At 66.3% G+C, this 23,081-nt stretch carries 19 protein-coding genes and 1 pseudogene; 7 read left to right on the plus strand and 13 right to left on the minus strand.

Annotated elements, in window-relative coordinates; translation table 11 throughout:
- Positions 1-31 precede the first annotated feature (31 nt).
- Positions 32-1,762 carry a DNA repair protein RecN gene (recN, locus tag CFB17_RS02655; RefSeq protein ID WP_088559817.1) on the plus strand — a complete coding sequence of 577 codons (1,731 nt, stop codon included), beginning with the start codon at positions 32-34 and terminating at the stop codon, positions 1,760-1,762.
- Between the two features lie 109 nt (positions 1,763-1,871).
- Here recN and CFB17_RS02660 read toward each other — a convergent pair whose 3' ends face one another.
- The 3 genes from CFB17_RS02660 to CFB17_RS19075 all read right to left on the minus strand — a co-directional run bounded on the left by CFB17_RS02660 (position 1,872) and on the right by CFB17_RS19075 (position 4,347).
- On the minus strand, positions 1,872-2,642 hold the full coding sequence (locus CFB17_RS02660) for a hypothetical protein (RefSeq protein WP_088559818.1): 771 nt from the start codon (positions 2,640-2,642) through the stop codon (positions 1,872-1,874).
- 122 nt (positions 2,643-2,764) lie between these two features.
- Positions 2,765-3,664 (minus strand): LOG family protein, encoded by a 900-nt coding sequence (locus tag CFB17_RS02665; RefSeq protein WP_243389681.1) that lies wholly within the window; start codon positions 3,662-3,664, stop codon positions 2,765-2,767.
- A 311-nt stretch (positions 3,665-3,975) separates the two neighbouring features.
- A complete protein-coding gene (locus CFB17_RS19075; protein WP_165769384.1) occupies positions 3,976-4,347 on the minus strand; it encodes a phasin family protein in 372 nt (123 codons plus the stop codon).
- 271 nt (positions 4,348-4,618) lie between these two features.
- Here CFB17_RS19075 and CFB17_RS02675 point away from each other — a divergent pair, with 271 nt between their 5' ends.
- Complete coding sequence (locus tag CFB17_RS02675) at positions 4,619-5,386, plus strand: PRC-barrel domain-containing protein (RefSeq protein WP_088559820.1); 768 nt, start codon at positions 4,619-4,621, stop codon at positions 5,384-5,386.
- Positions 5,387-5,433: 47 nt separating this feature from the next.
- On the opposite strand, the gene CFB17_RS02680 is transcribed toward CFB17_RS02675, so the two are convergent.
- Positions 5,434-5,811: a hypothetical protein gene (locus CFB17_RS02680; RefSeq protein ID WP_088559821.1), complete on the minus strand. Its 378-nt coding sequence runs from the start codon at positions 5,809-5,811 to the stop codon at positions 5,434-5,436.
- A 2-nt stretch (positions 5,812-5,813) separates the two neighbouring features.
- Positions 5,814-8,030 carry an excinuclease ABC subunit UvrB gene (uvrB, locus tag CFB17_RS02685; RefSeq protein ID WP_088559822.1) on the minus strand — a complete coding sequence of 739 codons (2,217 nt, stop codon included), beginning with the start codon at positions 8,028-8,030 and terminating at the stop codon, positions 5,814-5,816.
- A gap of 69 nt (positions 8,031-8,099) precedes the next feature.
- Between uvrB and CFB17_RS02690 the strand changes: the two genes are divergently transcribed.
- Positions 8,100-9,611 carry a DHA2 family efflux MFS transporter permease subunit gene (locus CFB17_RS02690; protein WP_207761893.1) on the plus strand — a complete coding sequence of 504 codons (1,512 nt, stop codon included), beginning with the start codon at positions 8,100-8,102 and terminating at the stop codon, positions 9,609-9,611.
- Between the two features lie 29 nt (positions 9,612-9,640).
- On the opposite strand, the pseudogene CFB17_RS02695 reads toward CFB17_RS02690, so the two are convergent.
- Positions 9,641-10,181, minus strand: a pseudogene (locus CFB17_RS02695) (DUF2076 domain-containing protein).
- A gap of 144 nt (positions 10,182-10,325) precedes the next feature.
- On the opposite strand from CFB17_RS02695, the gene CFB17_RS02705 reads away from it, so the two are divergent.
- Together CFB17_RS02705 and CFB17_RS02710 are read left to right on the plus strand one after the other, a co-directional pair.
- On the plus strand, positions 10,326-10,661 hold the full coding sequence (locus CFB17_RS02705) for a hypothetical protein (RefSeq protein ID WP_088559825.1): 336 nt from the start codon (positions 10,326-10,328) through the stop codon (positions 10,659-10,661).
- A 151-nt stretch (positions 10,662-10,812) separates the two neighbouring features.
- Positions 10,813-11,892 carry a BMP family ABC transporter substrate-binding protein gene (locus CFB17_RS02710; RefSeq protein ID WP_243389682.1) on the plus strand — a complete coding sequence of 360 codons (1,080 nt, stop codon included), beginning with the start codon at positions 10,813-10,815 and terminating at the stop codon, positions 11,890-11,892.
- Between the two features lie 276 nt (positions 11,893-12,168).
- Here CFB17_RS02710 and CFB17_RS02715 read toward each other — a convergent pair whose 3' ends face one another.
- The 7 genes from CFB17_RS02715 to xdhA all read right to left on the minus strand — a co-directional run bounded on the left by CFB17_RS02715 (position 12,169) and on the right by xdhA (position 21,715).
- Entirely contained in the window at positions 12,169-13,335 is a 1,167-nt protein-coding gene (locus CFB17_RS02715) for a methyl-accepting chemotaxis protein (protein ID WP_088559826.1), read from the minus strand.
- Positions 13,336-13,418: 83 nt separating this feature from the next.
- The gene (locus tag CFB17_RS02720; protein ID WP_088559827.1) at positions 13,419-14,336 is read right to left on the minus strand and encodes an ABC transporter permease; all 918 of its coding nucleotides are present in this window, start codon (positions 14,334-14,336) and stop codon (positions 13,419-13,421) included.
- On the minus strand, positions 14,336-15,445 hold the full coding sequence (locus CFB17_RS02725) for an ABC transporter permease (protein WP_243389683.1): 1,110 nt from the start codon (positions 15,443-15,445) through the stop codon (positions 14,336-14,338). Before CFB17_RS02725 ends, CFB17_RS02720 begins: the two co-directional genes overlap by 1 nt.
- Positions 15,435-16,985: an ABC transporter ATP-binding protein gene (locus CFB17_RS02730; RefSeq protein ID WP_088559829.1), complete on the minus strand. Its 1,551-nt coding sequence runs from the start codon at positions 16,983-16,985 to the stop codon at positions 15,435-15,437. Before CFB17_RS02730 ends, CFB17_RS02725 begins: the two co-directional genes overlap by 11 nt.
- Positions 16,982-17,821, minus strand: coding sequence for a xanthine dehydrogenase accessory protein XdhC (gene xdhC, locus CFB17_RS02735; protein ID WP_207761895.1), 840 nt, complete (start codon positions 17,819-17,821; stop codon positions 16,982-16,984). The genes CFB17_RS02730 and xdhC overlap by 4 nt, the downstream gene beginning before the upstream one ends.
- On the minus strand, positions 17,818-20,154 hold the full coding sequence (xdhB, locus tag CFB17_RS02740) for a xanthine dehydrogenase molybdopterin binding subunit (RefSeq protein ID WP_088559830.1): 2,337 nt from the start codon (positions 20,152-20,154) through the stop codon (positions 17,818-17,820). The genes xdhC and xdhB overlap by 4 nt, the downstream gene beginning before the upstream one ends.
- Positions 20,147-21,715 (minus strand): xanthine dehydrogenase small subunit, encoded by a 1,569-nt coding sequence (xdhA, locus tag CFB17_RS02745; RefSeq protein WP_207761896.1) that lies wholly within the window; start codon positions 21,713-21,715, stop codon positions 20,147-20,149. Before xdhA ends, xdhB begins: the two co-directional genes overlap by 8 nt.
- A 196-nt stretch (positions 21,716-21,911) precedes the next feature.
- On the opposite strand from xdhA, the gene otsB reads away from it, so the two are divergent.
- Positions 21,912-22,715, plus strand: a complete 804-nt coding sequence (otsB, locus tag CFB17_RS02750; RefSeq protein WP_088559831.1) for a trehalose-phosphatase — start codon at positions 21,912-21,914, stop codon at positions 22,713-22,715.
- A 79-nt stretch (positions 22,716-22,794) separates the two neighbouring features.
- The gene (locus CFB17_RS02755; protein WP_088559832.1) at positions 22,795-23,043 is read left to right on the plus strand and encodes a histidine kinase dimerization/phospho-acceptor domain-containing protein; all 249 of its coding nucleotides are present in this window, start codon (positions 22,795-22,797) and stop codon (positions 23,041-23,043) included.
- Positions 23,044-23,081 lie beyond the last annotated feature (38 nt).

A 23,081-nucleotide genomic window follows, 5' to 3' on the forward strand; every position in this document is an offset into this window, starting at 1 on the left:
CGCCGCCCTTGCCGACCGGCCGAGGCTGCGCATGCTGAGAGGCCTCTCGATCCGTGACATCGTCCTGATCGATCGGCTGGATCTTTCCTTCGGCGCTGGCCTTTGCGTGCTCACGGGCGAAACCGGCGCCGGCAAGTCCATCGTCCTCGACGCGCTGGGCTTGGCGTTGGGGGGGCGGGCCGACCGGGCGCTGGTCCGCCCTGGAACCAGCCAGGGCGTGGTCACCGCGGCCTTCGAGCCGCCCGTCGACCATCCGCTCTGGGAAGCGCTCAAGGAGCAGGGCCAGGAGGAAGCCGCGAGCGAGGGGCAGGTGGTGCTGCGGCGGATCCTCACCGCTGACGGACGCAGCCGCGCCTTCGTCAATGACGAGCCGGTCTCGACCCAGTTTCTCCGCCGGCTGGGCCATTCGCTCATCGAGGTGCACGGCCAGAACGACCAGCACGAGCTGGCTTCGGGCAACCGACAGCGCTGGCTGCTCGATGCCTTCGCCGGTCAGGAGGCGCTGGTACGCCGAACCGAGGCCGCCTATGGGGCCTGGCAGGAAGCGGCGGCGGATCGGGCGCGCCAGCACGCCCTGCTCGTCGCCGCCCGCCAGGAGGAGGATTATCTTCGTCATCGCGAGGCCGAGCTGGCCGATCTTGCCGCCGTGCCGGGCGAGGAAGGCGAACTGGCCGAGCGGCGCCAGAAATTGATGAATCGCGAGAAGCTCATGGGTGGCCTTGCAGAAGCCCAAGCACTGCTGGTCGGCAATGGCGGCGCGCGCGAGCGCCTGACCACAGCCCTTCGACGCCTCGAGCGCCAGATGGAGCCGGAGACCTCGCTCGAGGGGGCCGCCGCCGCCCTGGCTCGCGCTCTGGTGGAGCTGGACGAGGCCGAAGCCGAGCTCGAGGCCGTGGTCCGCGAAGCCGAGGACGGCGGCGACACGCTGGACGCGGTGGAAGGGCGCCTCTTCGCGTTGCGCGATGCCGCGCGCAAGCACCGCGTCGCGGCCGACGAACTGCCGGCATTGCTGGCCAAGACGCAAGCGCTCCTCGCCGGCATCGACCATGGCAGCGAGGAGCTCCTGGCGGCGGATCGTCTCGTGGCCGAACGCGAGGCCACCTATCTCGATCTGGCTCGGCACCTCAGTCAGGGCCGCGCACAGGCCGCCGAACGCCTGGCCCAGGCCGTCATGGCCGAACTCGCGCCGTTGAAACTCGAACGCACCCGCTTCAAGGTGGCCCTCCTGCCGCTGGAGCCCGCCGATATCGGGCCGGCCGGCCTCGAGCGCGTCGCCTTCGAGATCAGTACCAATCCTGGCTCGCCATTCGGACCTCTGGGCAAGATCGCCTCGGGCGGCGAACTCTCCCGCATCATGCTGGCGCTCAAGGTCGTCCTGGCCAAGCTCGGCACCGCGCCGACCATGATCTTCGACGAGGTCGATGCCGGCATCGGCGGTGCCGTCGCCGACGCCGTTGGCCAGCGGCTCAGCCGGTTGGCGGAGGAGCGCCAGATCCTGGTCGTCACCCACGCCCCCCAGGTGGCGGCTCGCGGCGGCCTGCACCTGACCGTCGCCAAGGAAAACCTCGTCGACGGCAACGTGCGCGTCCTCGTCCGCACCCTCGCCCCGGCCGAGCGACCAGCCGAAATCGCCCGCATGCTGGCCGGCGCCCGAATCACCGAAGCGGCCCTCGCAGCAGCCAATAGCCTGCTCGAACAGACGATAGCCCCGGCACAGCCCGAAACGACAACCAGCCCAAAGAAACCTCTCGCATCGCATTGAGGGCGGTTTGGATGAGGATGCCTCCGGCGGCCAGGGGGCACCGCCCCCTGGACCCGGGTTGGTGCGGGGTTGTTGGTGCGGGTGAGGAATGAGTCTTACCCGGCCACCATCACGAGGGCGGGCCGGTCCCGTAGCGGCCGATCTTCCTCGCACCCTGCAAGCGTATCGCCGCCTGCATGCTCTCCGCCGGCCGCTCGTGCCAGTACCGCGCCACACCTCGCGCCACCGCCTCCAGGCGCAACGCCGGCAAGGCGTTCGGACCAAGGCCCGTACCCATCCGCTCCGCTTCCGACGCCAGCTTGTCCGCCAGCCGGTTCAACTCAGCCCGGTTGTCCCGCGCCACCCGGCGCAGATCGGCCAGGGCCAGCGCTTCCGCTTCCTCCCGGTGCTCGGGTATCGCCGCGCAATGGCTCCAGTCGCCCGGCGGCTGGCGCGGCTCGGCCGGCGGTGCGGCCTCGCGACGCTCGGGCCTGGGCTGCGTCTCGCGCGCGGCGGCCTCGGCCCGGGCGACGAAGCGCTCGGCCATGCTCCGCGCCGGATCGCGGCCCCTGTTCTGCTCATGGAGGACGAACATGGCGACCCGCATGTCGCCCGTCTCCAGACCCATCTCCAGGATGGAGAGCGCCAGGGGTGCCAGCCGGGCGATGCGCTCCTCATAAGGGAGCGATGCCACCGCGCTGTAATGCCGAAGCAGCTCCTGGAATTCCTCATCCCGGAGCAGCTTCTCGACTTCCATGACGGGCACGCGATTGACGAGCGCCATCTCCTGGGCGGTACGTCCGGCCGCCATGGCCTGGGCCGTGCGCCGGCGGTCGCGCCTGGCCCAGAAGGGATAGCGGCGCCGTGGCGGCTTGGTGGCGAGGCGATCGGTCCAGTCCATGGGGTCTACTGTACAAGGAATATAGTCCTTGAGCAACCGGTCTCATGCGCTGCCCGCTGTCCGCCCCACCCCATCGCCCCCCAGGTCCAGGAGGCGGTGCCTCCTGGTCGCCGAAGGCCCTCCTAGCCGTGGCTTTCCGCATAATGGTCTTCGATGACTTTCCAGGCTTCCTCGGCGCTTTCGACGAAGCTGAAGATGGAGAGGTCAGCTTCGTTGATCATGCCGTATTCGACCATGGCCTCGAAATCGATGACCTTGGTCCAGTAGGCGCGATCGAAGAGCAGGACGGGGAGGGGGCGGGCCTTGCCGGTCTGGATGAGGCAAAGGGTTTCGAAGAGTTCGTCCATGGTGCCGAAGCCACCAGGGAAGGCGACAAGGGCTCGCGCCCGGGTCAGGAGATGCATTTTGCGCATCGAGAAATAGTGGAACTGGAAGCAGAGTTCCGGGGTGACGAAGGGGTTGGGTGCCTGTTCGTGCGGCAGGACGATATTATGGCCGATGCTGACGCCGCCTGCGAGGGCGGCCCCTTCATTGGCGGCCTGCATGATGCCCGGACCGCCGCCAGTGACGATGACGTAGCGTTGCCGGCCGTTTTCGTCGCGCGATTGCGAGACCAGGCGGGCGAAGTCGCGGGCACGGTCGTAATTATGCGCGAGGGCTTCGGCACGCCTTGCCGCGGCTGCGGCGTGACGGAGCCGCAAATCGTCGGGTGCCGCCTCGGCCTGAGCGGCGGCTTCCTGCCGGCGGGCGCGGGCCTGGGCCGGCTCATGAATGCGCGCGCTGCCGAACACGACGATCGTCGAGGTTATGCCCTGGGCCTGCAACTCGAGCTCGGGTTTGAGGAGCTCCAATTGCACACGGACGGGCCGTAATTCGTCGCGCAATAGAAATTCGGGATCGGCGAACGCCAGCTTATAAGTGGGCGCGCGGGTCTGCGGCGTATCGAGTTGTTGCTTGGCTCGGCCGGCATCCTCGCGAGCGGAGGGCAGGTTGATATGCCGATGATCGTCAGAGATGGGCAAAAGAACGGTCCGTGTTTGGGGGCGGATACGCCGCTGATCCCGGAGCAGCGGTAGCCTTGGCTGATTCGTCAGGAACGTAGAGAGGACGGAGATCAGGTTACTGCCAGAAATCTACCAGAAAGTTACCGCCGGCACGATCTCCGGTCCTGCGGTAAGGGCGCGGACACACGTCGTTGCTGTAGCCAGGCGCCCGCAAGGCGATGCCATTCAGGGGGCGGCGTCCCCCGGGTGTGGGAAACGACATGGAGCCTCAGCGATGTTGTCGCTGAGGCTCCATGTCGGCGTCGGTGATGAGGCGGAAGGGCGGCCGATCAGGCGGCCATGGTCTTCACACCGTCGAAATTGGCGCTCGCACGCTTGACGAAGAGATCGACGACGTCGTTTTGCGCCTTCATCCCCATGTCCATGGCTTCCTTGACATCGGCAAGCGCCTTTTCGATCGCGGCCTTGGCGTCGTCGACATAGGACTGGGGCAGCTTCTTGCCGTCGAAGCCCTTCATGAGGGCCTCAGCCTTGGCGAAGCTTTCCTTGACGGTCTCGACCTGACGTTTGGCCAGGGTCTGGGAGAAGTCGAACATAATCTTCTGCGCGGCAACGCAGGTTTCGATGTTCGACTTATAGAGTGCCAGGACCGATTCAATGTCGAACTTCGGTGCGTAGGAAGGATTGTTGATTGTGGCCACGAGAGGCTCCGGAGATTTTGGTTGATCGTTTGCTGCGATGCACAAACAGGTATGACCGTTTCCTGATAGGTGCAAGATATATGATGCGTTGCAGCATGAAGGTGTTCCGTCAGGCCTAGCTGGCGAACGCGGGCCTCGCCCTGTGATAAAAGATGAAAACATCGATTCATGCATCAATATGTCGCATACGACATATTCGCGCGGCGCACGCATCTGGACCTTCGCCGGGATTGCTCTATCCCCATGCAGGAACGATGTCGGGAGTGATGCATTGGTCCACACTATTTACGGCCTCAAAGGCTACACCATCGGTGCCGCCGATGGTGACATCGGCAGCGTCAGCGATGCGCTGTTTGACGACCAGACCTCCCTCATCCGCTGGTGGGTTGTCGACACGGGCCACTGGCTGCCGGGGCGCAAGGTACTATTGCCGCCCGCCGCCTTTAGTCCACCCGACGATGCGAGCAAGCGGCTGCCGACTTCGCTGACCAAGGCGCAGATCGAGGCCAGCCCTGACATCCTGACGGACAAGCCCGTCGACCGGCAGATCGAGGAGGCGATCAGCCGCCATTACGCCTGGGACCCCTACAGCATTGGCGACGTCCCGGCCTTTATTGCTCCCTGGGGCACGGCTGCGATCGGCGCCATCACGCCCGAGCATGACGAGAAGGATGCCGTGGCACAGGAGCTGGAAGTGGAAGCCGGCGAGAATGTCGATCCACATTTGCGGAGCGCGGCGGCGATCCTTGGCTATTACGTCAACGCGGCCGATGGCGAATTCGGCCATGTCGAGGACCTGGTCGTGGCCGACGGTCTGAACCGCCTGACCCACGTCGTCGTCGATACACGCAACTGGCTGCCGGGCCGCAAGGTCGTCCTACCCATCAAGAAGTTCAAGGCTGTGGACTGGTTCGAGCAGACGATCGCCACCGAGTTCACCCGCCAGCAGATCGAGAACGGTCCCGAGTTCGACCCCGGCAAGCCTCTCGACGAGGCCGACGCCGAGAAGGCCGATCATGTGGGCTACTGGCGCCTCTGAGCCCCTGCTCAAGCAGCCCCGAGGGGCGGTAGCCGTCGAACCCCGGCTCAGCGCACGGGGATGCCGGCGTGGGCCAAAGTGGCGAGGCTGGCGTCGACGACCGGCTTGCTGCGCGGGTTTGGCGGGGTCTGCATGCAGACGGGCCCTGCTTCCTGCACGGCATAGCTGATGGCGGCATTCTGCGCACTGGTGAGCGAGCCCGCCCGGGAATAGGGCGTGGCCAGGTCAAGGGCGCTGCTATAGGCGGCACAGGCGTCAGTGATGCTGGTGCCGGGCGGCAGCGGCGAGGTGAGATTGGCGGTGCGCCGGCCGGCGATGGTGCCCGAGGAAAGGTTGCCGTTGCTCGGCTCTTCGCTCGAGCAGGCGGCCAGGCAGAGGGCGGCCAGGAGCATCGCCCGACCGGGCATTCGGTTCGCCAATGCCATTTTCAGTCGCCCGCCGGGCCGCCGGCGCGCTGGCGTTTCTGACTTTTGGCCATGCGGCGCTTTTCCTCGCGCAGATTGCGCTTTTGCGGTTTGAGATAGGTGGCGTCGTCGCGGCGCACGAGGGGTGTTCCTCCCTTGGTGGCGGGCAGGCCAAGCTCGCCCTCTTCCAGGCGACGGATCTCGTCGCGAATAGCGGCGGCCTCCTCGAATTCGAGATTGGCGGCTGCCTCCCGCATCTTTTTCTCCAACTCGCCTACGTAGGCCTGGAGGGTCATGCCATTCATCGATTGCGGCGCGTCTTCGCCAAGATCGACGGTGACATAGTCGCGCTCGGCCACCGATTGAAGAATGTCATTTATCCTGGTGCGCACGCTCGTGGGCGTGATGCCGTGCGCCTCGTTCCAGGCCGTCTGCTTGGCGCGGCGGCGCTCCGTCTCGTCCATGGCTGCCTTTAGGCTGCGTGTCATCGTATCGGCATAGAGGATGACGCGGCCCTCGGCGTTACGCGCCGCCCGGCCGATGGTCTGGACCAGCGATGTCTCGGAGCGGAGATAGCCCTCCTTGTCGGCATCCAGGATGGCAACCAGGCCGCATTCGGGAATGTCCAGGCCCTCGCGCAGGAGATTGATGCCGATCAGGATGTCGAACTTGCCGAGCCTGAGGTCGCGGATGATTTCGATGCGCTCCAGCGTGTCGATGTCGGAATGGAGGTAGCGGACGCGCACCCCCTGTTCGTGGAGATATTCGGTGAGATCCTCGGCCATGCGCTTGGTCAAGGTCGTAACCAGGACGCGATAGCCTTTCTCGTGCGCCGTCCGGCATTCGGCCAGCAGATCGTCCACCTGGTGCTCGACGGGGCGCACCTCGACCAGGGGGTCGACGAGGCCGGTCGGCCGGATCACCTGCTCGACGAAAACGCCACCGGTCTGGGCCAGTTCCCAGGGGCCGGGTGTCGCGGAAACGAGGATGGTTTGCGGTCGCATCGCGTCCCACTCCTCGAACTTGAGCGGTCGGTTATCGATGCAGCAGGGCAGGCGGAAGCCGAATTCCGAGAGAGTCGATTTACGCTGGAAGTCGCCTTTGTACATGCCGCCTACCTGCGGCACGGCCACATGGCTCTCGTCGACGAAGAGAAGCGCATGGGGCGGGATATACTCAAAGAGCGTGGGCGGCGGCTCGCCCGGCTTGCGGCCGGTTAGAAGTCGCGAATAGTTCTCGATCCCCGAGCATGAGCCGGTGGTCAAGATCATCTCGATGTCAGAGGTTGTGCGCTGCTCCAACCGCTCCGCCTCCAGCAGCTTGCCGGCGTTGCGGAACTCCTCCAGCCGTTCCTTCAGCTCCTTCTTCATGGCCTCGACCGTGTCGCGCAGCGTGGGCCTTGGCGTTACATAGTGGCTGTTGGGATAGAGGCGGATCTGCTCGAGCTTGCCCTGGCGCTGCCCGGTCAGGGGATCGAATTCGAAGATGGTCTCGATCTCGTCGCCGAACATCGAGATCCGCCAGGCGCGGTCTTCCATGTGAGCCGGGAAGATCTCGATGACGTCGCCCTTGGCGCGAAACGACCCGCGGGCGAAGTCGATCTCGTTGCGGCGATATTGCAGCTCGACCAGAGCGCGCAAGAGCTTCTGGCGCTCGACCGTCTGGCCGGCCTTGAGGTTGAGCGTCATGCGCGCATAGGTCTCGGGCGAGCCGATACCGTAGATGCAGGAGACCGAGGCCACGATGATGACGTCGTCGCGCTCGAACAAAGCGCGCGTCGCCGAGTGGCGCATGCGGTCGATCTGCTCGTTGATCGCGCTCGTCTTCTCGATATAGGTGTCCGAGCGCGGCACGTAGGCCTCGGGCTGGTAATAGTCGTAATAGCTGACGAAATACTCGACCGAATTGTTGGGGAAGAAGGATTTCATCTCCCCATAGAGCTGGGCCGCCAGGATCTTGTTGGGAGCCAGGATGATGGCCGGCCGCTGCAGATTCTGGATGACGTGCGCCATCGTGAAGGTCTTGCCCGAGCCGGTGACGCCTAGGAGCACCTGCTCGCGTTCGCCGCGCCTCAGGCCTTCGGTCAACTCGGCTATCGCCTGCGGCTGGTCGCCGGCCGGCTCATAGTCGGAGACGATCTCGAAAGCGCGGCCGCCTTCCGGGCGGTCGCTCGCATCGGCGGCGCTGGCCAGCGAACGGAGCTGATCAAGGACAAGGCTGGTTTCGGGCTGTTCGCTCATGGGTTTCCAAAAAGGAGTGCGACGGCCTGCGGCTCTCCAAGATGATAGCACCTAAGCCCGCGAACAAGTGTGCGTTACGGCAAAGCCCTCATACTGGACGTGGCCATCGCCCGCATGCTTCAAGGAAGCTCGCTCGATCGCCCTCTTATGTTCAAGGATAGTCGGCCGGTGCTTGCGCGCGAACGGCTGGTGCCTATGATCGTCGCCTGCGGGCTCTTCATGGAGAGCCTCGATTCGACGGTCCTGGCCACGGCTCTGCCCTCGATCTCGCAGTCGCTGCAAGTTCCTCCCTTGCAGCTCAATCTCGCGATCACCGCCTATCTCTTCAGTCTTGCCGTCTTCATCCCGATCAGCGGCTGGGTCGCCGACCGGTTCGGCGCCAAGAACGTCTTTCGCGCTGCCATCCTGGTCTTCATCATGGGCTCGGTCGTCTGCGGTATGACCGATTCGCTGCTGGGTTTCGTTCTGGCCCGGATCTTCCAGGGCATGGGTGGCGCCATGATGGTACCGGTCGGGCGCCTCGTCGTCCTGCGCACCGTGCCGCGCAATCAATTGGTCGGTGCGATGGCCTACCTGACCATCCCGGCCCTGATCGGCCCGGTCATCGGCCCGATGCTGGGCGGCTTCATCACCACCTACGCGTCGTGGCGCTGGATCTTCTGGATCAACGTGCCGATAGGCATCCTGGGCATCGCGCTCGCCACGCGCTTCTTCGAGCATATCAAAGAGCCCCACGTACCGCCTCTGGACTGGCTGGGCTTCGTCCTGAGCGGCTGCGGCCTCTCGGGCATCGTCTTCGGCTTCGAGACCGCCGGCCGCGGCCTCCTCCCGGATTGGCTGGTCCTGGTTCTCTTCGCCGTCGGTTTCTTGGGCGTCATCGCTTATTTCCTCCACGCCCGCGTCGTCGCCAACCCCATCCTCGATCTGGAGCTGCTGCGCCTGATGACCTTCAGGTCGGCCGTTGTGGGCGGAACCCTCTTCCGCATCGGCATCGGCGCCCTGCCGTTCCTCTTGCCGCTTCTCCTGCAACTGGGCTTCGGCCTGAACGCCTTCCAGTCGGGCCTCTTGACCTTCGCCTCGGCGGCCGGTGCCCTGACGATGAAGTTCTGCGCCGCCAGCCTCATCCGCCGGTTCGGCTTCAAGGCGATGCTGATCTTGACCTCGCTCATGGGCTCGCTCTCGATCGCCCTTTGCGCCGCCTTCACCGCCACCACGCCCAGTGCGGCCATCCTGTTCGTCCTGCTGGCGGGCGGCTTCTTCCGCTCGCTGCAATTCACCGGCCTCAACGTCATCGCCTATGCCGAGGTCGAGCCCGAGCGCATGAGCAAGGCCACCAGCTTCTATTCGACCATGCAGCAGCTCTCGATGAGCATGGGCGTCGGCACGGCTGCCTTGATCCTCCATCTCACCGTCGGCAATGGCGGTGGCTCCACCCTGGACCCCGCTTTGTTTCGCCCGGCCTTCCTGCTGGTCGGCCTCATCGCCTTCAGTTCGCTCTTCGTCTATCTGCGCCTGCCAGCCGGCGTGGCGGCCGATCTCCTCGCCGCCGCCCCCAAGCGTCCCGTCGGCCAGGTGCGCTGACCCCTTCGCGCGGCGAAACGCTGCCCTGATCAGATTTCCTCATCCCCATCCGTGAGGGCGGGTCCCGCCTCGGGAAGAAAATCGGCCGTCGCATCGTTCACCATGCCCTCGACGGCCGTGGCCGGATCGGCCGAGAAGGCGTTCATCAGCATGTTGCCTACCAGCATGCCGCCAGCGATACCCATGGCCGTCTGCAGGGCACCGCCAAGAAAGCCGCCGCCGCCTGGACGCACACCGCTCAGCGGGCCTTGTGCCACGGGCTGCGCGCGGGGCACCTGGCCGCCGCCGAACAGGCCGGAGAGGAAGCCGCCGCCGGCCGGCCGCTGGGTCAACTCACCCTCGAGCTGCGCGATCCTCGCCTGGGCGGTGGCCAGTGCGTGCTCCTGCACCAAAATGGCCTGCCATGTAATAGGAGCTCTCGGGCTGGCGCGCCACATGAGCGCGGATCAGTCGATCGGCCTCCGTATCGCGCGGCGTCGCCTGTAACTCCGGGTTCGACAGCTTGCCGAACAGCTCGTCGACGACCTGGCGTTCCTTCTGATCCATGGCTTCACGTTCCGTTTTTGTCATTCAAGGAGATCCGGAAATCGTGTGCGTCCCCTGGCGCGACAAAGGAAAGTTTGGCTAGAAGCGGGACCTGCCGCCAAGCTTAACCGTTTACTCACCCGAGTTTCCCATAATCGACCGAGCCGCCTAGGATTTTAAGGTTCGAGAATGATTTCATCCTTGCCCATCAAGGCGATCATGGCTGCCTCCAGCCAGTTCGAGTTCCTGGCCTCCGTCCGGCTGCCCAATCCGCGCGCCGTCATCAGCGAGGCCGCTCGGCTCGTCGCCATTGAAGGCCTGCCCGGCCGCCTGGCCTGGCTGCGCGCGGCAGCCTCGCAGGTGGCCAGCCTGCCGGGGGACAACAACCAACAGGCCTTGCAAGTAGCTCTCGACCTTCTTGCTCAACTCATGCTGGCTGACGGCCAGATCTCGGCGAGCGAGCACGGGTCGATCAAGGTGAACGCGCGACCCATGCCGGGCCCCGCCACGATGATTGCAGCCTGACCGCTGAGGCCCCGGGGTGCCTCGACAAGGCATCGCGCCGGCCGTTGCAAGAATCCGGCGAGGCCGCCTTCCTGTTTTACGAAGATCGGTTCCCTTCCAGCGGTGCCGCGCGCTAGGCTCGCATGGTCGAGAGCATGAAAGGGCATGGTGGATGAGCTGGACGATGGACCGCCGGCGGGCGTTGGGTGCAAGTGTGGCGACCGTCGCGGGCCTGGCGTTGCCCGGCAGGGCACGTGCCGAGGGGCCGTTGAAGGCCGGGTGGGTCTATGTCGGGCCGGTCGGCGACTACGGCTACAGCTATCAGCATGACCAGGGCCGCCTGGCCGCTCAGTCGCATTTCGGCGACAAGATCCAGACCAGCTTCGTTGAGAATGTCAGCGAGGGTCCCGATGCCGAACGCGTCATCCGGCAACTCGCGACCACCGGCAACGATATCGTCTTTGCGACCTCGTTCGGCTTCATGAATGGGGTGGAGAAGGTGGCGCGCAGCCTGCCCGCCAAAAAGTTCGAGCATGCGACGGGCTATAAGCGGCTGGCCAATCTCGCGACCTATGATGCGCGATTCTACGAGGGCCGCGCGGTGATCGGCACGATCGCCGGTCATCTCACGAAGACCAAGAAGATCGGCTATATCGGCTCGTTTCCGATCCCCGAGGTCGTGCAGGGTATCAACAGCTTCACGCTGGCCATGCAGAAGGTCAACCCTGAGGCGACGGTGAGCGTCATCTGGGTGAATAGCTGGTATGATCCAGGCAAGGAGGCCGACGCGGCCAAGGCGCATTTCGACCAGGGGGCGGACATCATCGTCCAGCACACCGACAGCCCGGCCGCCCTACAGGTCGCCGAGCAGCGCGGCCTGATGGGCTTTGGCCAGTCTTCCGACATGCGTAAGTTCGCGCCCAACTGCCAGCTCTCGGCCATCGTCGATAACTGGTCAGCCTATTATATTCGCCGGCTGGGCCAGGTCATGGATGGCAGCTGGACCAGCGGTGCCGTCTGGATGGGCCTGGATACCGGCAATGTCGAGATCGCTCCCTACGGACCCAAGGTGACGCCGGAGGCGGCATCGGCGGCCGATCAGATCAAGGGGGCTATCATCGCCAAGAAGCTCCATCCCTTCACGGGCCCGATCGTCGATCAGAAAGGCACGCAGCATGCGGCGGCCGGCGAGACGCTAAGCGACGAGGCGCTGAGCAAGATGGACTGGTACGTGCCGGGCGTTCACGCCTGAGCAAAGGCGGCCTGCCGGCATCGGCTCGCGGTGTGAGCCTGGCCATGTCGAGCATGATCGATGGTGCTTCGTCCGGGCGAATCCTGTCCAAAGAGCGCCATCGCCGCGAACGCCGATAGCCCCGGTCGGCCGCGCTTGCGCCCCTGCGACGGCCAAGGGTTCAAGATCCTGGCTGGCGCCAATACGGTGGACGATCCGACGAGCTGGCTCCGGTGCTCACAGTGCAGCTATCCAGACTGCCGGCCGCGCTGTCCGGGGCGGGCCCTGGCGGTCCGCCTATTTTCGCCGAACGTCTTCGAGGAAGATCGAGGTCACCTTGTCGAGTGCAGCCACTTCCTGGGTGATGCCGTCGCCCAGTGCCGTCAGCGACTTTGCCGCTTCCTGGGTCCGCTCCGACATGGCCAGCAGGCTCTCGATGGCCTGGCGCGCCTCCTTGGTGGACCCTGACTGATTCTCGACCGCGCCGGAGATGGCATCGGTGGCGGCGCGAAGTCGCACTGTCTCCCGTTCCATCTCGGTGATGGCGGCCATGACCGTGTCGGTGTGTCGGCCCACCTGGGCTATTCGGCTGGCGATGTCGCCGGTAGCCGTCGCGGTCTGTGCCGCCAGCGCCTTGACCTCGGCGGCGACGACGGCAAAACCGCGCCCGGCCTCGCCGGCACGCGCCGCCTCGATCGTCGCGTTCAGTGCCAGAAGATTGGTCTGCTCGGCGACGCTGCGGATCAGGTCGGTCACCGTATTGATGTCGTTGGCGGCGGCCTTGAGGTCGGCGACATGGCGGTTGGTGGCGGCGACGCTTTCCTGCGTCTTGTCGGCGACGTTGGCGACGTCGCCGCCGTGACGGGCGATAAGGTCGGTCGTATCGGCCAGGCGGCGCGAGGCCTCGGCGGCATTGCGCGCCTGGCTGGCGGCATCCGTCGAGGCATCGTCCAGGATCGAGGCGGTCTGGCCGAGCTCAGGCACGGTCTGGCCCAGCGACTGGACGGCGCCCTTGACCTCGCGCTCGAAGCGATCGGCCGTGCGGACCTCCTGGGTCGCTACCGACCAGGTCAGCAGGAGCGCCTTGTAGGCACCCTTGACCATGAGGGCGGTAACGAAGAGATCGAGATAATCCTGGCCCAGCTTGATACGCGCCCGATGTGGCAGGTTCGCCGGGTCCGCCAGCATGGCGCGCTGATGGGCGGGGTGGCGATGGAAGACGTCGATGCAGGAGCCGACGATCCTGTCGGAGGTCACCGGCAAGAGATGCTCGATGCTCTTCAAGGTGTGCAGACTAGCGGCATTGGCATAGCGGATTACCAGCGTCTCGGCATCGCACACCATCACGTTGATGGGCGCCTGGTCGATGACCTGCAGGAAAAACCCTTGATCATCGATCCAGTCGATCGCTGCCGAAGCTGATGAGTGGGCTGTGCGTCTTGCCGCGGTGAGGCGTTCGAACATGGGATCTCGCTTCCGTCACGATGACCAAAGGCTACCCCGCAAACCTTAATCGCGGGTTAAGGGCGCTCTCCGGGCCAGTCTGCCTATTGCGTGGCGCGGAAGGACTGGCCGAGCGAGGCCGGGGTGGCGCTGCGCGCGCGCCGAAGCGAGATCAGGATGAGGACGAGGATGGTGACCAGATAGGGGGTCATGGCGAAGACCTGCGAGGGCAGCGCCAAAATGCCCATGTTCTGGGCATAGAGCTGGAGGATCGAGAGGCCGCCGAAGAGATAGGCGCCCAGGACAAGCCGGCCCGGACGCCATGAGGCGAAGACGACGAGTGCGAGCGCGATCCAGCCGCGGCCGGCAGTCATCGCCTCCGACCACATGGGGGTATAGGACAAAGAGAGGAAGGCGCCGGCAAGGCCGGCCATGGCGCCGCCAAAGAGGACGGCCAGATAGCGCGTCAGGATGACCGGGTGGCCCAGCGCGTGCGCCGAGCCGGCATCCTCGCCGCACGCGCGAAGGATGAGGCCGGCCCGTGTCCGGTTGAGAAAGAGCCCGGTCGCGAGGGCCAGGATCAGCGAGAGATAGACCAGCGCGTCGTGGGCGAAGAGGAGGGGGCCAACGACCGGCAGGTCGGACAGGCCCGGCACATCGAGATGCGGCAGGCGTTCGACCGGCATGCCGACGAAGCCGGCGCCGATAAGGGCGGCGGCGCCGGTACCAAGGATCGTGAGTGCCAGACCCGAGGCGACCTGATTGGCCATGAGCGTCAAGGTGAGAAAGGCAAAGCCCAGGGCCAGGATCGCCGAGGCCAGCATGGCGGCGCCGACGCCGGAGATGGCCGAGCCCGTCGTGACCGTGACGGCAAAGCCGGTGACGGCACCTACCAGCATCATTCCCTCCACCCCCAGATTGAGGACGCCCGCGCGCTCGCTGACGAGCTCGCCCAGGGCCGCCAGAAGCAAGGGCGTGGCTGCGGGAATGACGGCGATCAGAAAGGCGGTCACCTGATCCATCAGGCGGTCTCCGTCGTCGCGCGCTGCCGTGCGGCCCCTAGGCTCCCGGGCTCGGCCAGCCGCCGCAACCGGTAGCGGACGAGGATGTCCGCTCCCAGGAGGTAGAAGAGGAGGAGGCCCTGGAAGACGCCGGTGGCGGCACGCGGCACGCCGACGGCGATCTGCGCGTTCTCGCCGCCGATGACGGAAAGCGCCAGCGCCAGGGAGGCCAGGAGAATGCCGAAGGGATGCAGGCGGCCGAGGAAGGCCACCGTGATGGCGGTGAAGCCATAGCCCTGACTGATGACGGGGACGAGCTGGCCCAGCGGGCCCGCCACCTCGAGCGCGCCGGCAAGGCCGGCCAGCCCCCCCGAGAGGAGGAGGGAGATCCAGATCAGCCGCGCGCGCCCGAAGCCCGCATAGCGGGCGGCCAGCGGGGCCAGACCCATGACGCGGAGCTGGAAGCCCAAGAGGCTCTGGCGCTGCACCAGCCAGGCGACGGCCACGATGAGCAGGGCCAGGACGACCCCCAGATTGAGGCGCGTGTTGGCGAGTATGACGGGGACGGCCGCACTCTGGTCGAACATGATGGTCTGGGGAAAATTGAAGCCAGCCGGGTCCTTCCAAGGCCCGTAGACGAGAAAGCTCAAAAAGAGGGTCGCCACGTAGGTCAGCATGAGGCTGACCAGGATCTCGCTGACCTCGAGCCTGGCCCTGAGGAAGGCCGGCAGGGCGGCCCAGCCCATGCCCGCCAGGATCGCCGCCAGCAGCATCAAGGGCAGTTCGAAGGTAGCCTCGCTGCCGGCGAACTGGAGGGCGACGCCGGCAGCGGCGATGGCACCCATGGTGAACTGGCCCTCGGCGCCGATATTCCAGACATTGGCGCGAAAGCCGAAGGAGAGGCCGACCGCGATCAGCGCCAGCGGGGTGCCCTTGAGCGCCAGCTCGGCCAGGCCATAGGTCGTGGCGAGCGGGCTGATGAAATAGGCCTCGAGGCTGGCCAGCGGATCGCGGCCGATGGCGGCGAAGAGGACGGCACCCGTGAGCACGGTAAGGAGGATTGCCAAAATCGGGCTGCCCCAGAGCCAGAGGCGTGAGGGCCGGGGCCGGGGTTCAAGTCTAAGCCGCAACGGGTGCCTCGCTTCGTCCATCCGTGGAAAGGGCCCCGTGCGCGCCGCCCATGAGGAGGCCCAGCCGTTCCCGATCTGCCTGGTCGCGGGGCAAAGCGGGGCTGAGGCTGCCCTCGTTCAAGACCGCGACGCGGTCGGCCAGGGTCAGGATCTCGTCCAGGTCCTGGCTGAGGAGGAGAATGGCGGCACCGTTCTCGGCCAGCTCGATCAAAGCGCGGTGGATGGCGGCGGCGGCGGCGGCATCGACGCCCCAGGTCGGCTGGGCGACGATCAGGACGGCCGGGTCCTGGCCGATCTCCCGGCCCATGATGAATTTTTGCAGATTGCCGCCCGAGAGGCTGGCGGCCGGTGCCCCGGGCCCGCCGCAGCGCACGTCGAAGGCCTGGATCACCGCCTCGGCATAAAGCCGCGCGCGGCCATGCCTGAGCCAGCCGCGCGCGGCCAGCGCCGCCCGCTGCCAGGCGCCCAGGATGGCGTTGTCGACAAGGCTCATCGGCCCGACGGCGCCATGCCCGTTGCGCTCCTCGGGCACATAGGCCTGGCCCAGCCGGCGACGGCTGGTCGGTCCGAGCTGGCCGACGGGAGCGCCATCCAGGAGGATCATGCCCGGCCTCGGCGAGCGTCGCTCGCCCGAGAGCGCGGCCAGCAGTTCGGCCTGGCCATTGCCGGCAATTCCGGCAATGCCGACGATCTCGCCGCCATGGACGGCAAGGTCGATCGCCTTGAGTGCCACACCGTGCGTGCCCTGGCCCGGCAGGTCGAGACCCCGGACTTCCAGTCGTGCCGGCCCCTGGCTAGGCACCGCGGCTCGGACCGATTCCACCAGTTCGGTGCCAACCATGAGGGCCGCGATCTCGCGCGCGCTCCGCTCGCGCGGGTCCAGCCGCTCGACGACCCGTCCGCGTCGCAGCACGGTGGCGCTGCTGCAGAGCGCGCGCACCTCCTCCAGCTTGTGGCTGATATAGAGGATCGAGCAGCCGTCGGCGGCGATCCTGCGCAGCGTGTCGAAGAGGGTTTGCACCTCCTGCGGAGTCAGGACCGAGGTGGGCTCGTCCATGATGAGCAGGCTGGGCTCCGCCAGGAGCGCGCGGACGATCTCGATGCGCTGGCGCTCGCCGGTCGAGAGATCGGCCACCCGTTGGTTCGGATCGAGCGGCAGGCCATAGGTCTTGGAGACCCGCCGGATGCGTTCCGCCAACGCGCGCGCCGGCTCCGGCCGGTCAAGGCCCAAGGCCACGTTCTCGAGCACGGTCAGGGGCTCGAAGAGCGAGAAATGCTGGAAGACCATGCCGATGCCCAACGCGCGCGCCGCCCGTGGGCTGTCGATCCGTACCTCACGGCCGTTCCAAAGGATGCTGCCGGCATCGGGCGCCAGCACACCATAGGCGATCTTGACCAGCGTCGACTTGCCAGCGCCGTTCTCCCCCAGGAGCGCCTGGATCTCGGAAGGCGCGATCTTGAGGTCAATGTCGGCATTGGCGGCAAAGCTGCCAAAGCTCTTGCTGATGCCGGCCATCTCCAGCCTCGCTGCCGCGCTCATGCCATGGCCTGCAGGCGAAGCTGGGCGGCCTTGGCCTCGAAGGCCAGGAGGAGCTGGGCGGCGGTGGAGGCGGCGATGACGGCTGGCTCCTTGCCGTTGATGCCGTTGATGCCGATCGGGCAGACGAGCCGTTCGATCTGCCTTAAGGCCAGGCCCCGCGCCTTGAGCTGGCGGCTGAACCGGGCACGCTTGGTCGCCGAGCCTATCAGCCCCAGCCAGGCCAGATCGCCCCGCTTGAGGCCGGCTTCGACAAGATCGAGGTCGAGCGGATGGCTATAGGTCATGATCAAGGCGTAGCCGCCCGGCGGCACGACGTCGATGGCATCGGCGGCCAAAGGGCAGAGGCGCCGTTCCACGTGCCGCTCGCGCAGACGCGCCAGTTCATCCTCGCGCTCGTCGACGACAATGACCCGGCAGGGCAGGGGTTCCAGGCTCAAGGCCAGCGCCCTGGCAACGTGGCCCGCGCCGAAAACGACGACTCGGGGCCAGGCCGCCTCGGCCGTGTCGACGCCCGCTTCCAGCGTCGCCGCATCTTCAGGCTGCAGCCGGACGAGGTCGATCTCCACCCGGCCGCCACAGCATTGGCCCAGCGACGGACCCAGGGCGAAGGCCAGTCGCGACGTGCCGATATCCTCCAGCAGCATCAGGCGGGCGGCCTCCAGCACGCGACGTTCGAGGTTGCCACCGCCGATCGTGCCCGCCTCGGCCTCCATCGCGATCGCCATGGCCGCCCCGGCCTCGCGCGGCGCTGACCCTTGGGCCAGCGCCACCCGCGCCAGGATGACGGGCCGCCCCGCTTTGAGCCATCGCAATGCCGCGCGCTCGGCGATCGTCACCCTGACGCCTCCTTGCGTAGTCGCTCGATGCTTCCGAGCACCCGCTCGGGCGTGGCCGGCGCGTCCAGACGTGGGCAGACGCGATGATCGGCCACGGCCGCCACGGCGTCCGAGAGGCTGTGGAAGACCGAGAGCGCCAGCATGAAAGGCGGCTCGCCCACCGCCTTGGAGCGATGGATCGTGGCCTCGCGGTTGGGTTCGTCCCAGAGCTCGATCTCGAAGACGGGCGGCCGATCGCTCGCGGTTGGGATCTTGTAGGTCGAAGGCGCGTGCGTGCGCAGCCGCCCCGCTTCGTCCCAGACCAGCTCCTCGGAGGTCAGCCACCCCATGCCCTGAACGAAACCACCCTCAATCTGCCCCTTGTCGATCGCCGGGTTCAAGGACGTACCGCAGTCATGCAGGATCTGTACCGCCAGGACCCGGTGCTCGCCCGTCAGGACATCGACGATCGTCTCGGCACAGGCGGCGCCATAGGCGAAATAATAGAAGGGACGGCCGCGCCCCTGCTCGCGGTCCCAATGGATCTTGGGCGTCTTGTAGAAGCCCGTGGCGGAGAGCGGCACGCGCCCCAGATAGGCACGGTGCACCAATTCTTCCCAGAAGATCTCGTTGCCCTTGACGACAACCCGGCCCGGAAGCCACTCGACCTCCTCGGCGCTGCTCTGATGCATCTCGGCCGTGAAGGCGATGAGCCGCTCCTTGAGCGTCCGCGCCGCCGCCAGCGCCGCCATGCCGTTCAGGTCCGAGCCCGACGAGGCGGCCGTGGCCGACGTGTTCGGTACCTTGCCCGTCGTCGTGGCCGAGAGGCGGATCCGTTCCAGGGGCAGGGCCAATTCCTGGGCCACCACCTGGGCCACCTTCAGATAGAGGCCCTGGCCCATCTCGATGCCGCCGTGATTGAGATGGACCGAGCCGTCCTTATAGATGTGGATGAGCGAGCCCGCCTGGTTGAAGGCTGTCATGGTGAAGGAGATGCCGAACTTGACGGGCGTCAGGGCAAGGCCGCGTTTTTGCCAGCGATGCGCTTCGTTCCAGGCACGGATCTCGACCCGGCGCTGTCGATATCTGCAGCTCTCGGCAAGCCGCTTCATCATGGCGGGCAGAATATTGTCCTCGACGCGCATGTGATAGGGCGTCAGGTCCCGCGCCTCGCCGCCATAGAGATTGCGCAGGCGGACGTCGAAGGGGTCCTGGCCGGTGGCAAAGGCGATCTCGTCGATCAGTCGCTCGGCCGCCAGCATGCCCTGCGGGCCGCCAAAGCCGCGAAAGGCCGTGTTCGAGACCGTGTTGGTTCGGCAAGGATAGCTCTGCAGCGCCACGTCCGGATAGAAATAGCCGTTATCGGCGTGGAAGAGGGCGCGGTCGTTGATCGGTCCCGATAGATCGGCCGACCAGCCGCAGCGCGAGATGAAATCCATGGCGACGGCCTGAATCTGGCCATCCGTCGAGAATCCCACCTCATAATCGACCATGAAATCATGCCGCTTGCCGGTCATGATCATGTCGTCATCGCGATCCGCCCGGCACTTGGCAGGCCGACCCGTCCTGGCCGCGACAACGGCGGCGCCACAGGCGAAGAGATTGGCCTGGCTTTCCTTTCCGCCAAAGGCGCCGCCCAGCCGCCTGACCTCTATCGTCACCGCCGCGGCGGGCAAGCCCAGGACGCGCGCTACCAGGTCCTGCGTCTCCGTCGGGTGCTGCGTCGAGGAATAGACGAGCATGTCGCCGTCCTCGCCAGGAAGCGCCAACGCGACTTGCCCCTCCAGATAGAAATGCTCCTGGCCACCCATTGCGAGGCGCCCTCGCCGACGCAGCGGCGCCCCCTCCAGGCCTGCCGCCGCGTCGCCTCGGCGCATGCTGAGCGGCGGCACGACGAAGTCGCCCGCGGCCTTCGCCGTGTCGACGTCCAGGACCGCCGGCAGGTCCTCGTAGACGATGCGTGCCAGCCGGGCAGCACGCCTTGCCGTCTTGATATCGTCGGCCGCGACCGCGAAGAGTGGCTGGCCGTGGAACAGCACGCGCTCGGTGGCAAAGAGCGGCTCGTCGTCACGGTGCGCGGGGCTGATCTCGTTGATGCCTGGAACGCCCGCGGCATCGACCACCGCGACGACGCCCGGCGCGCTCAGCACGGCGGAAAGATCGAGCTCGATGATCCGCGCATGCGCCTTCGCCGCCCAGGCGATGTGCACCTGCAAGGTCCGTTCGGGCAGCGGGATATCGTCGACATAGCGGGCCTGACCGGTGACGTGCTTGCGCGCACTGTCATGCGCCAGCGGCAGGTGGACAGGGGCCGTCTCGGGCGGATCAGTGTTGACCGCCAGGCTCTCACGCATCGCTCATGTCCAGGCTCGGCACGGGCACCGGCACGGTTCTCAGGCCATGGCCGTCGGCCGCCGGCTGGAGATCGAGGCGCAGCCTGCCGCTCAGGCCTTCCTGATAGCATTTGCGCAGAAGGTTGCCGGCGACAGCCAGCCGATAGACAGCCCCGGCGCGCATGTCGCTGAGGGGCTTGAAGTCGAGCGCCATGGCCTGGGCGGCCGCCTCGATGCTGGCTTCGGTCCATGGCTGGCCGAGAAGGGCCGTCTCGACGGCCCGGGCGCGCTTGGGAATGGCCGCCATGCCGCCCATGGCGATCCTCGCCCGCTCGACCTTGCCGCTACCGTCCAGCTCAATGAGGAAGGCGGCACAGACGGCCGAGATGTCCTGGTCGAAGCGCTTGCTGACCTTCATCACCTTGAAGATCGCATCCGGGCGCGGTCGCGGAATGATCACCCTTGCCACGAACTCACCCGGCCTACGGTCCTGGCGGCCATAGGCCAGGAAGAAATCCTCAAGTGGCAGGCTGCGCCGCTCCTGTCCGTGGCGCAGCTCGAGGCTGGCACCGAGGGCGATCAGGAAAGGTGGCGTATCGCCGATGGGCGAGCCATTGGAGATATTGCCGCCGATCGTGCCGGCATTGCGGATCGGAGGCGAGGCAATGCGTCGCCAGAGGCCCGCGGCATCCGGGCCAAGCCCGGCCATGGCGGCGGCCGCCTGCTCATAGGTGACGCCGGCACCGATGACGATATCCTGGCCGCGATCCTCGATCTGCCGCAGCTCATCGACCCTGCCCAGCCAGACCAGCAGCGGCAAAGGGCGATCCTGCTTGGTTACCCAAAGCCCGATATCGGTTCCGCCCGCCAGGACGACCGCCTCGGGATTGGCGGCGAGCAGATCGGCCAGGGCATCCTGGTCGCGCGGCGCGACGAAGCGCTGGCCAGCCGCTACAAGATCCAGGGTCGAGCCGTCGTTCAATGCTGCGAGGCGAGCCAGCATGATAACTTCGGCCGATGCCTGCCGTTCGCGCCAGGCATCGGCCTGGGTCTGGCCGTGCAGGCGACCAGCCGCCTCGACAATGGGGCCATAGCCCGTGCAGCGACAGAGATTGCCGGCCAGGCCGTCCAGGATGGCGGCGCGATCCGGCGTCTGCGCGGAACGCCAAAGCGCCCAGAGCGACATGACGAAACCGGGCGTACAGTAGCCGCACTGCGAGCCATGCGTCGCCACCAGCGCTTCCTGGACCGGATGCAGCGTACCATCGCAGAGCGCTAGATCCTCGACCGTGAGCACGTGACAGCCATCCACCATCGGCAGGAAGCGAATGCAGGCATTGAGCGCCTCGTAACGCAATCCGCCATCGGCGATCCGGCCGACAATGACGGTACAGGCACCGCAGTCGCCCTCAGCGCAGCCTTCCTTGGTGCCGGTGCGCCGGCGGTAAAGACGAAGCCATTCGAGCAGCGTGGTGGTGGGCGGCACGCCCTCGACCTCGACGAGTTCGTCGCCCAGGATGAAGCGGATGGCCGCGCGCGGCCTCGGGAAGGTCTGCTTGCTGTCCCTGCGCCCGTCGGTCAAACCGTAGTCCTTGTCCGCATCGACTGTCGCAATCCACCACGTTTCATAGCCTCTATGATGCCGTTAGAATTGATCAAGTGCGGACGGGCAGCAAGCGCCTTTCTGGTTAAGACCGGACATCAGCGGGCTCCTCGATGCCACCCTCGTGGCGCCCACCCGTTTTCTGCAGCAGTATTTGATTAGATCCAGGAAGCCGATGCCAGAAGAGAACGACCCGTGCCAGGAGATGCCGCGCATCCTGGCCAAGCTTGCCGGCAGGCGGCCAGCTTTGTTTCTCGATTTCGACGGCACGCTAGCACCGATCGTGCCCAGGGCCGCCGATGCCAGGGCGTTGCCCCAGGCCGTGACGGCGATCGGCACCCTGCGACAGGCAGGCATGCCGGTCGTCCTGGTGACCGGGCGCGCGCGCGCGGATCTGGTACAGCGCCTCGCATCGAGCGGGCTGGAACCAGAAGGGCTCCTGATCGCCGGCAGCCATGGCTATGAGATCGAAGGGTCGGGTATCGCATCGCCGCCGGTAGCCAACGCGGAGACAAGGGCGAGGCTGGCTGTCGCGTTCGAGCCACTCCGACAGCGTCTGGCGCATTTCCAAGGTACCGAAATCGAGGGCAAGGCGTTCGCCATTGCAGTCCATTGGCGCCATGCCGATCCCAATGACGTGCCGGCGATCGAGGCCGTGATCGACGCGCTCGTCCGCGAGGTGCCGGGCCTGCGCAAGACGCATGGCAAGATGGTCTTCGAGCTCAGGCCCGACGTCGCCTGGGACAAGGGGGCTGCCGTCACCTGGATCCTGGCCCAATGGGACGATCCCCTGATCATGCCGATCTTCATTGGCGACGATGTGACCGACATTGACGGGCTGGACGCCGTGCGGGTCGGGGGAATTGGCATTGCCGTCGGCTCGGCCATCCCGCCCGGCCACGCGCATTACCGGCTGCCCGATCCCGAGGGCGTCGCGCGCTTTCTGGGCATGCTCGGCACCTTTTCCGTTCAGACTTGATAAATCTTCGCTCCAGCCGTTTAGAATGGCTGGCGTCGACCTAGTTTCCCTCCGACCGCCCATAACCGGCTAAGATACCGTGTCCTCGGAAGATGTATCGCCTTCAGGCCAGGACAGCGATCCCGAAGCGCTCCGCCGCGAGGCGCGGCGTATTGCCCATGATCTCAACAACATGTTCACTGTCATCGTCGGCAGTATCGATGGTGCCATGGAAGAGATCCTGACGGCCCGTCAGGAGCGGATGCTCAAGCGCGCTCAGGAGGCGGTACGACGTGCCGAGGCCTTGGCAAGTGAGCTCTCCAAGCATGCGCGTGGCAAGGGAGGCTGACGAAGAGGCACCCTCAGCGCGCCGCTGGCAGCGCCCTG

The sequence above is a fragment of the Arboricoccus pini genome (assembly GCF_900187945.1).
GTDB classification, from domain to species: Bacteria; Pseudomonadota; Alphaproteobacteria; order Geminicoccales; family Geminicoccaceae; genus Arboricoccus; species Arboricoccus pini.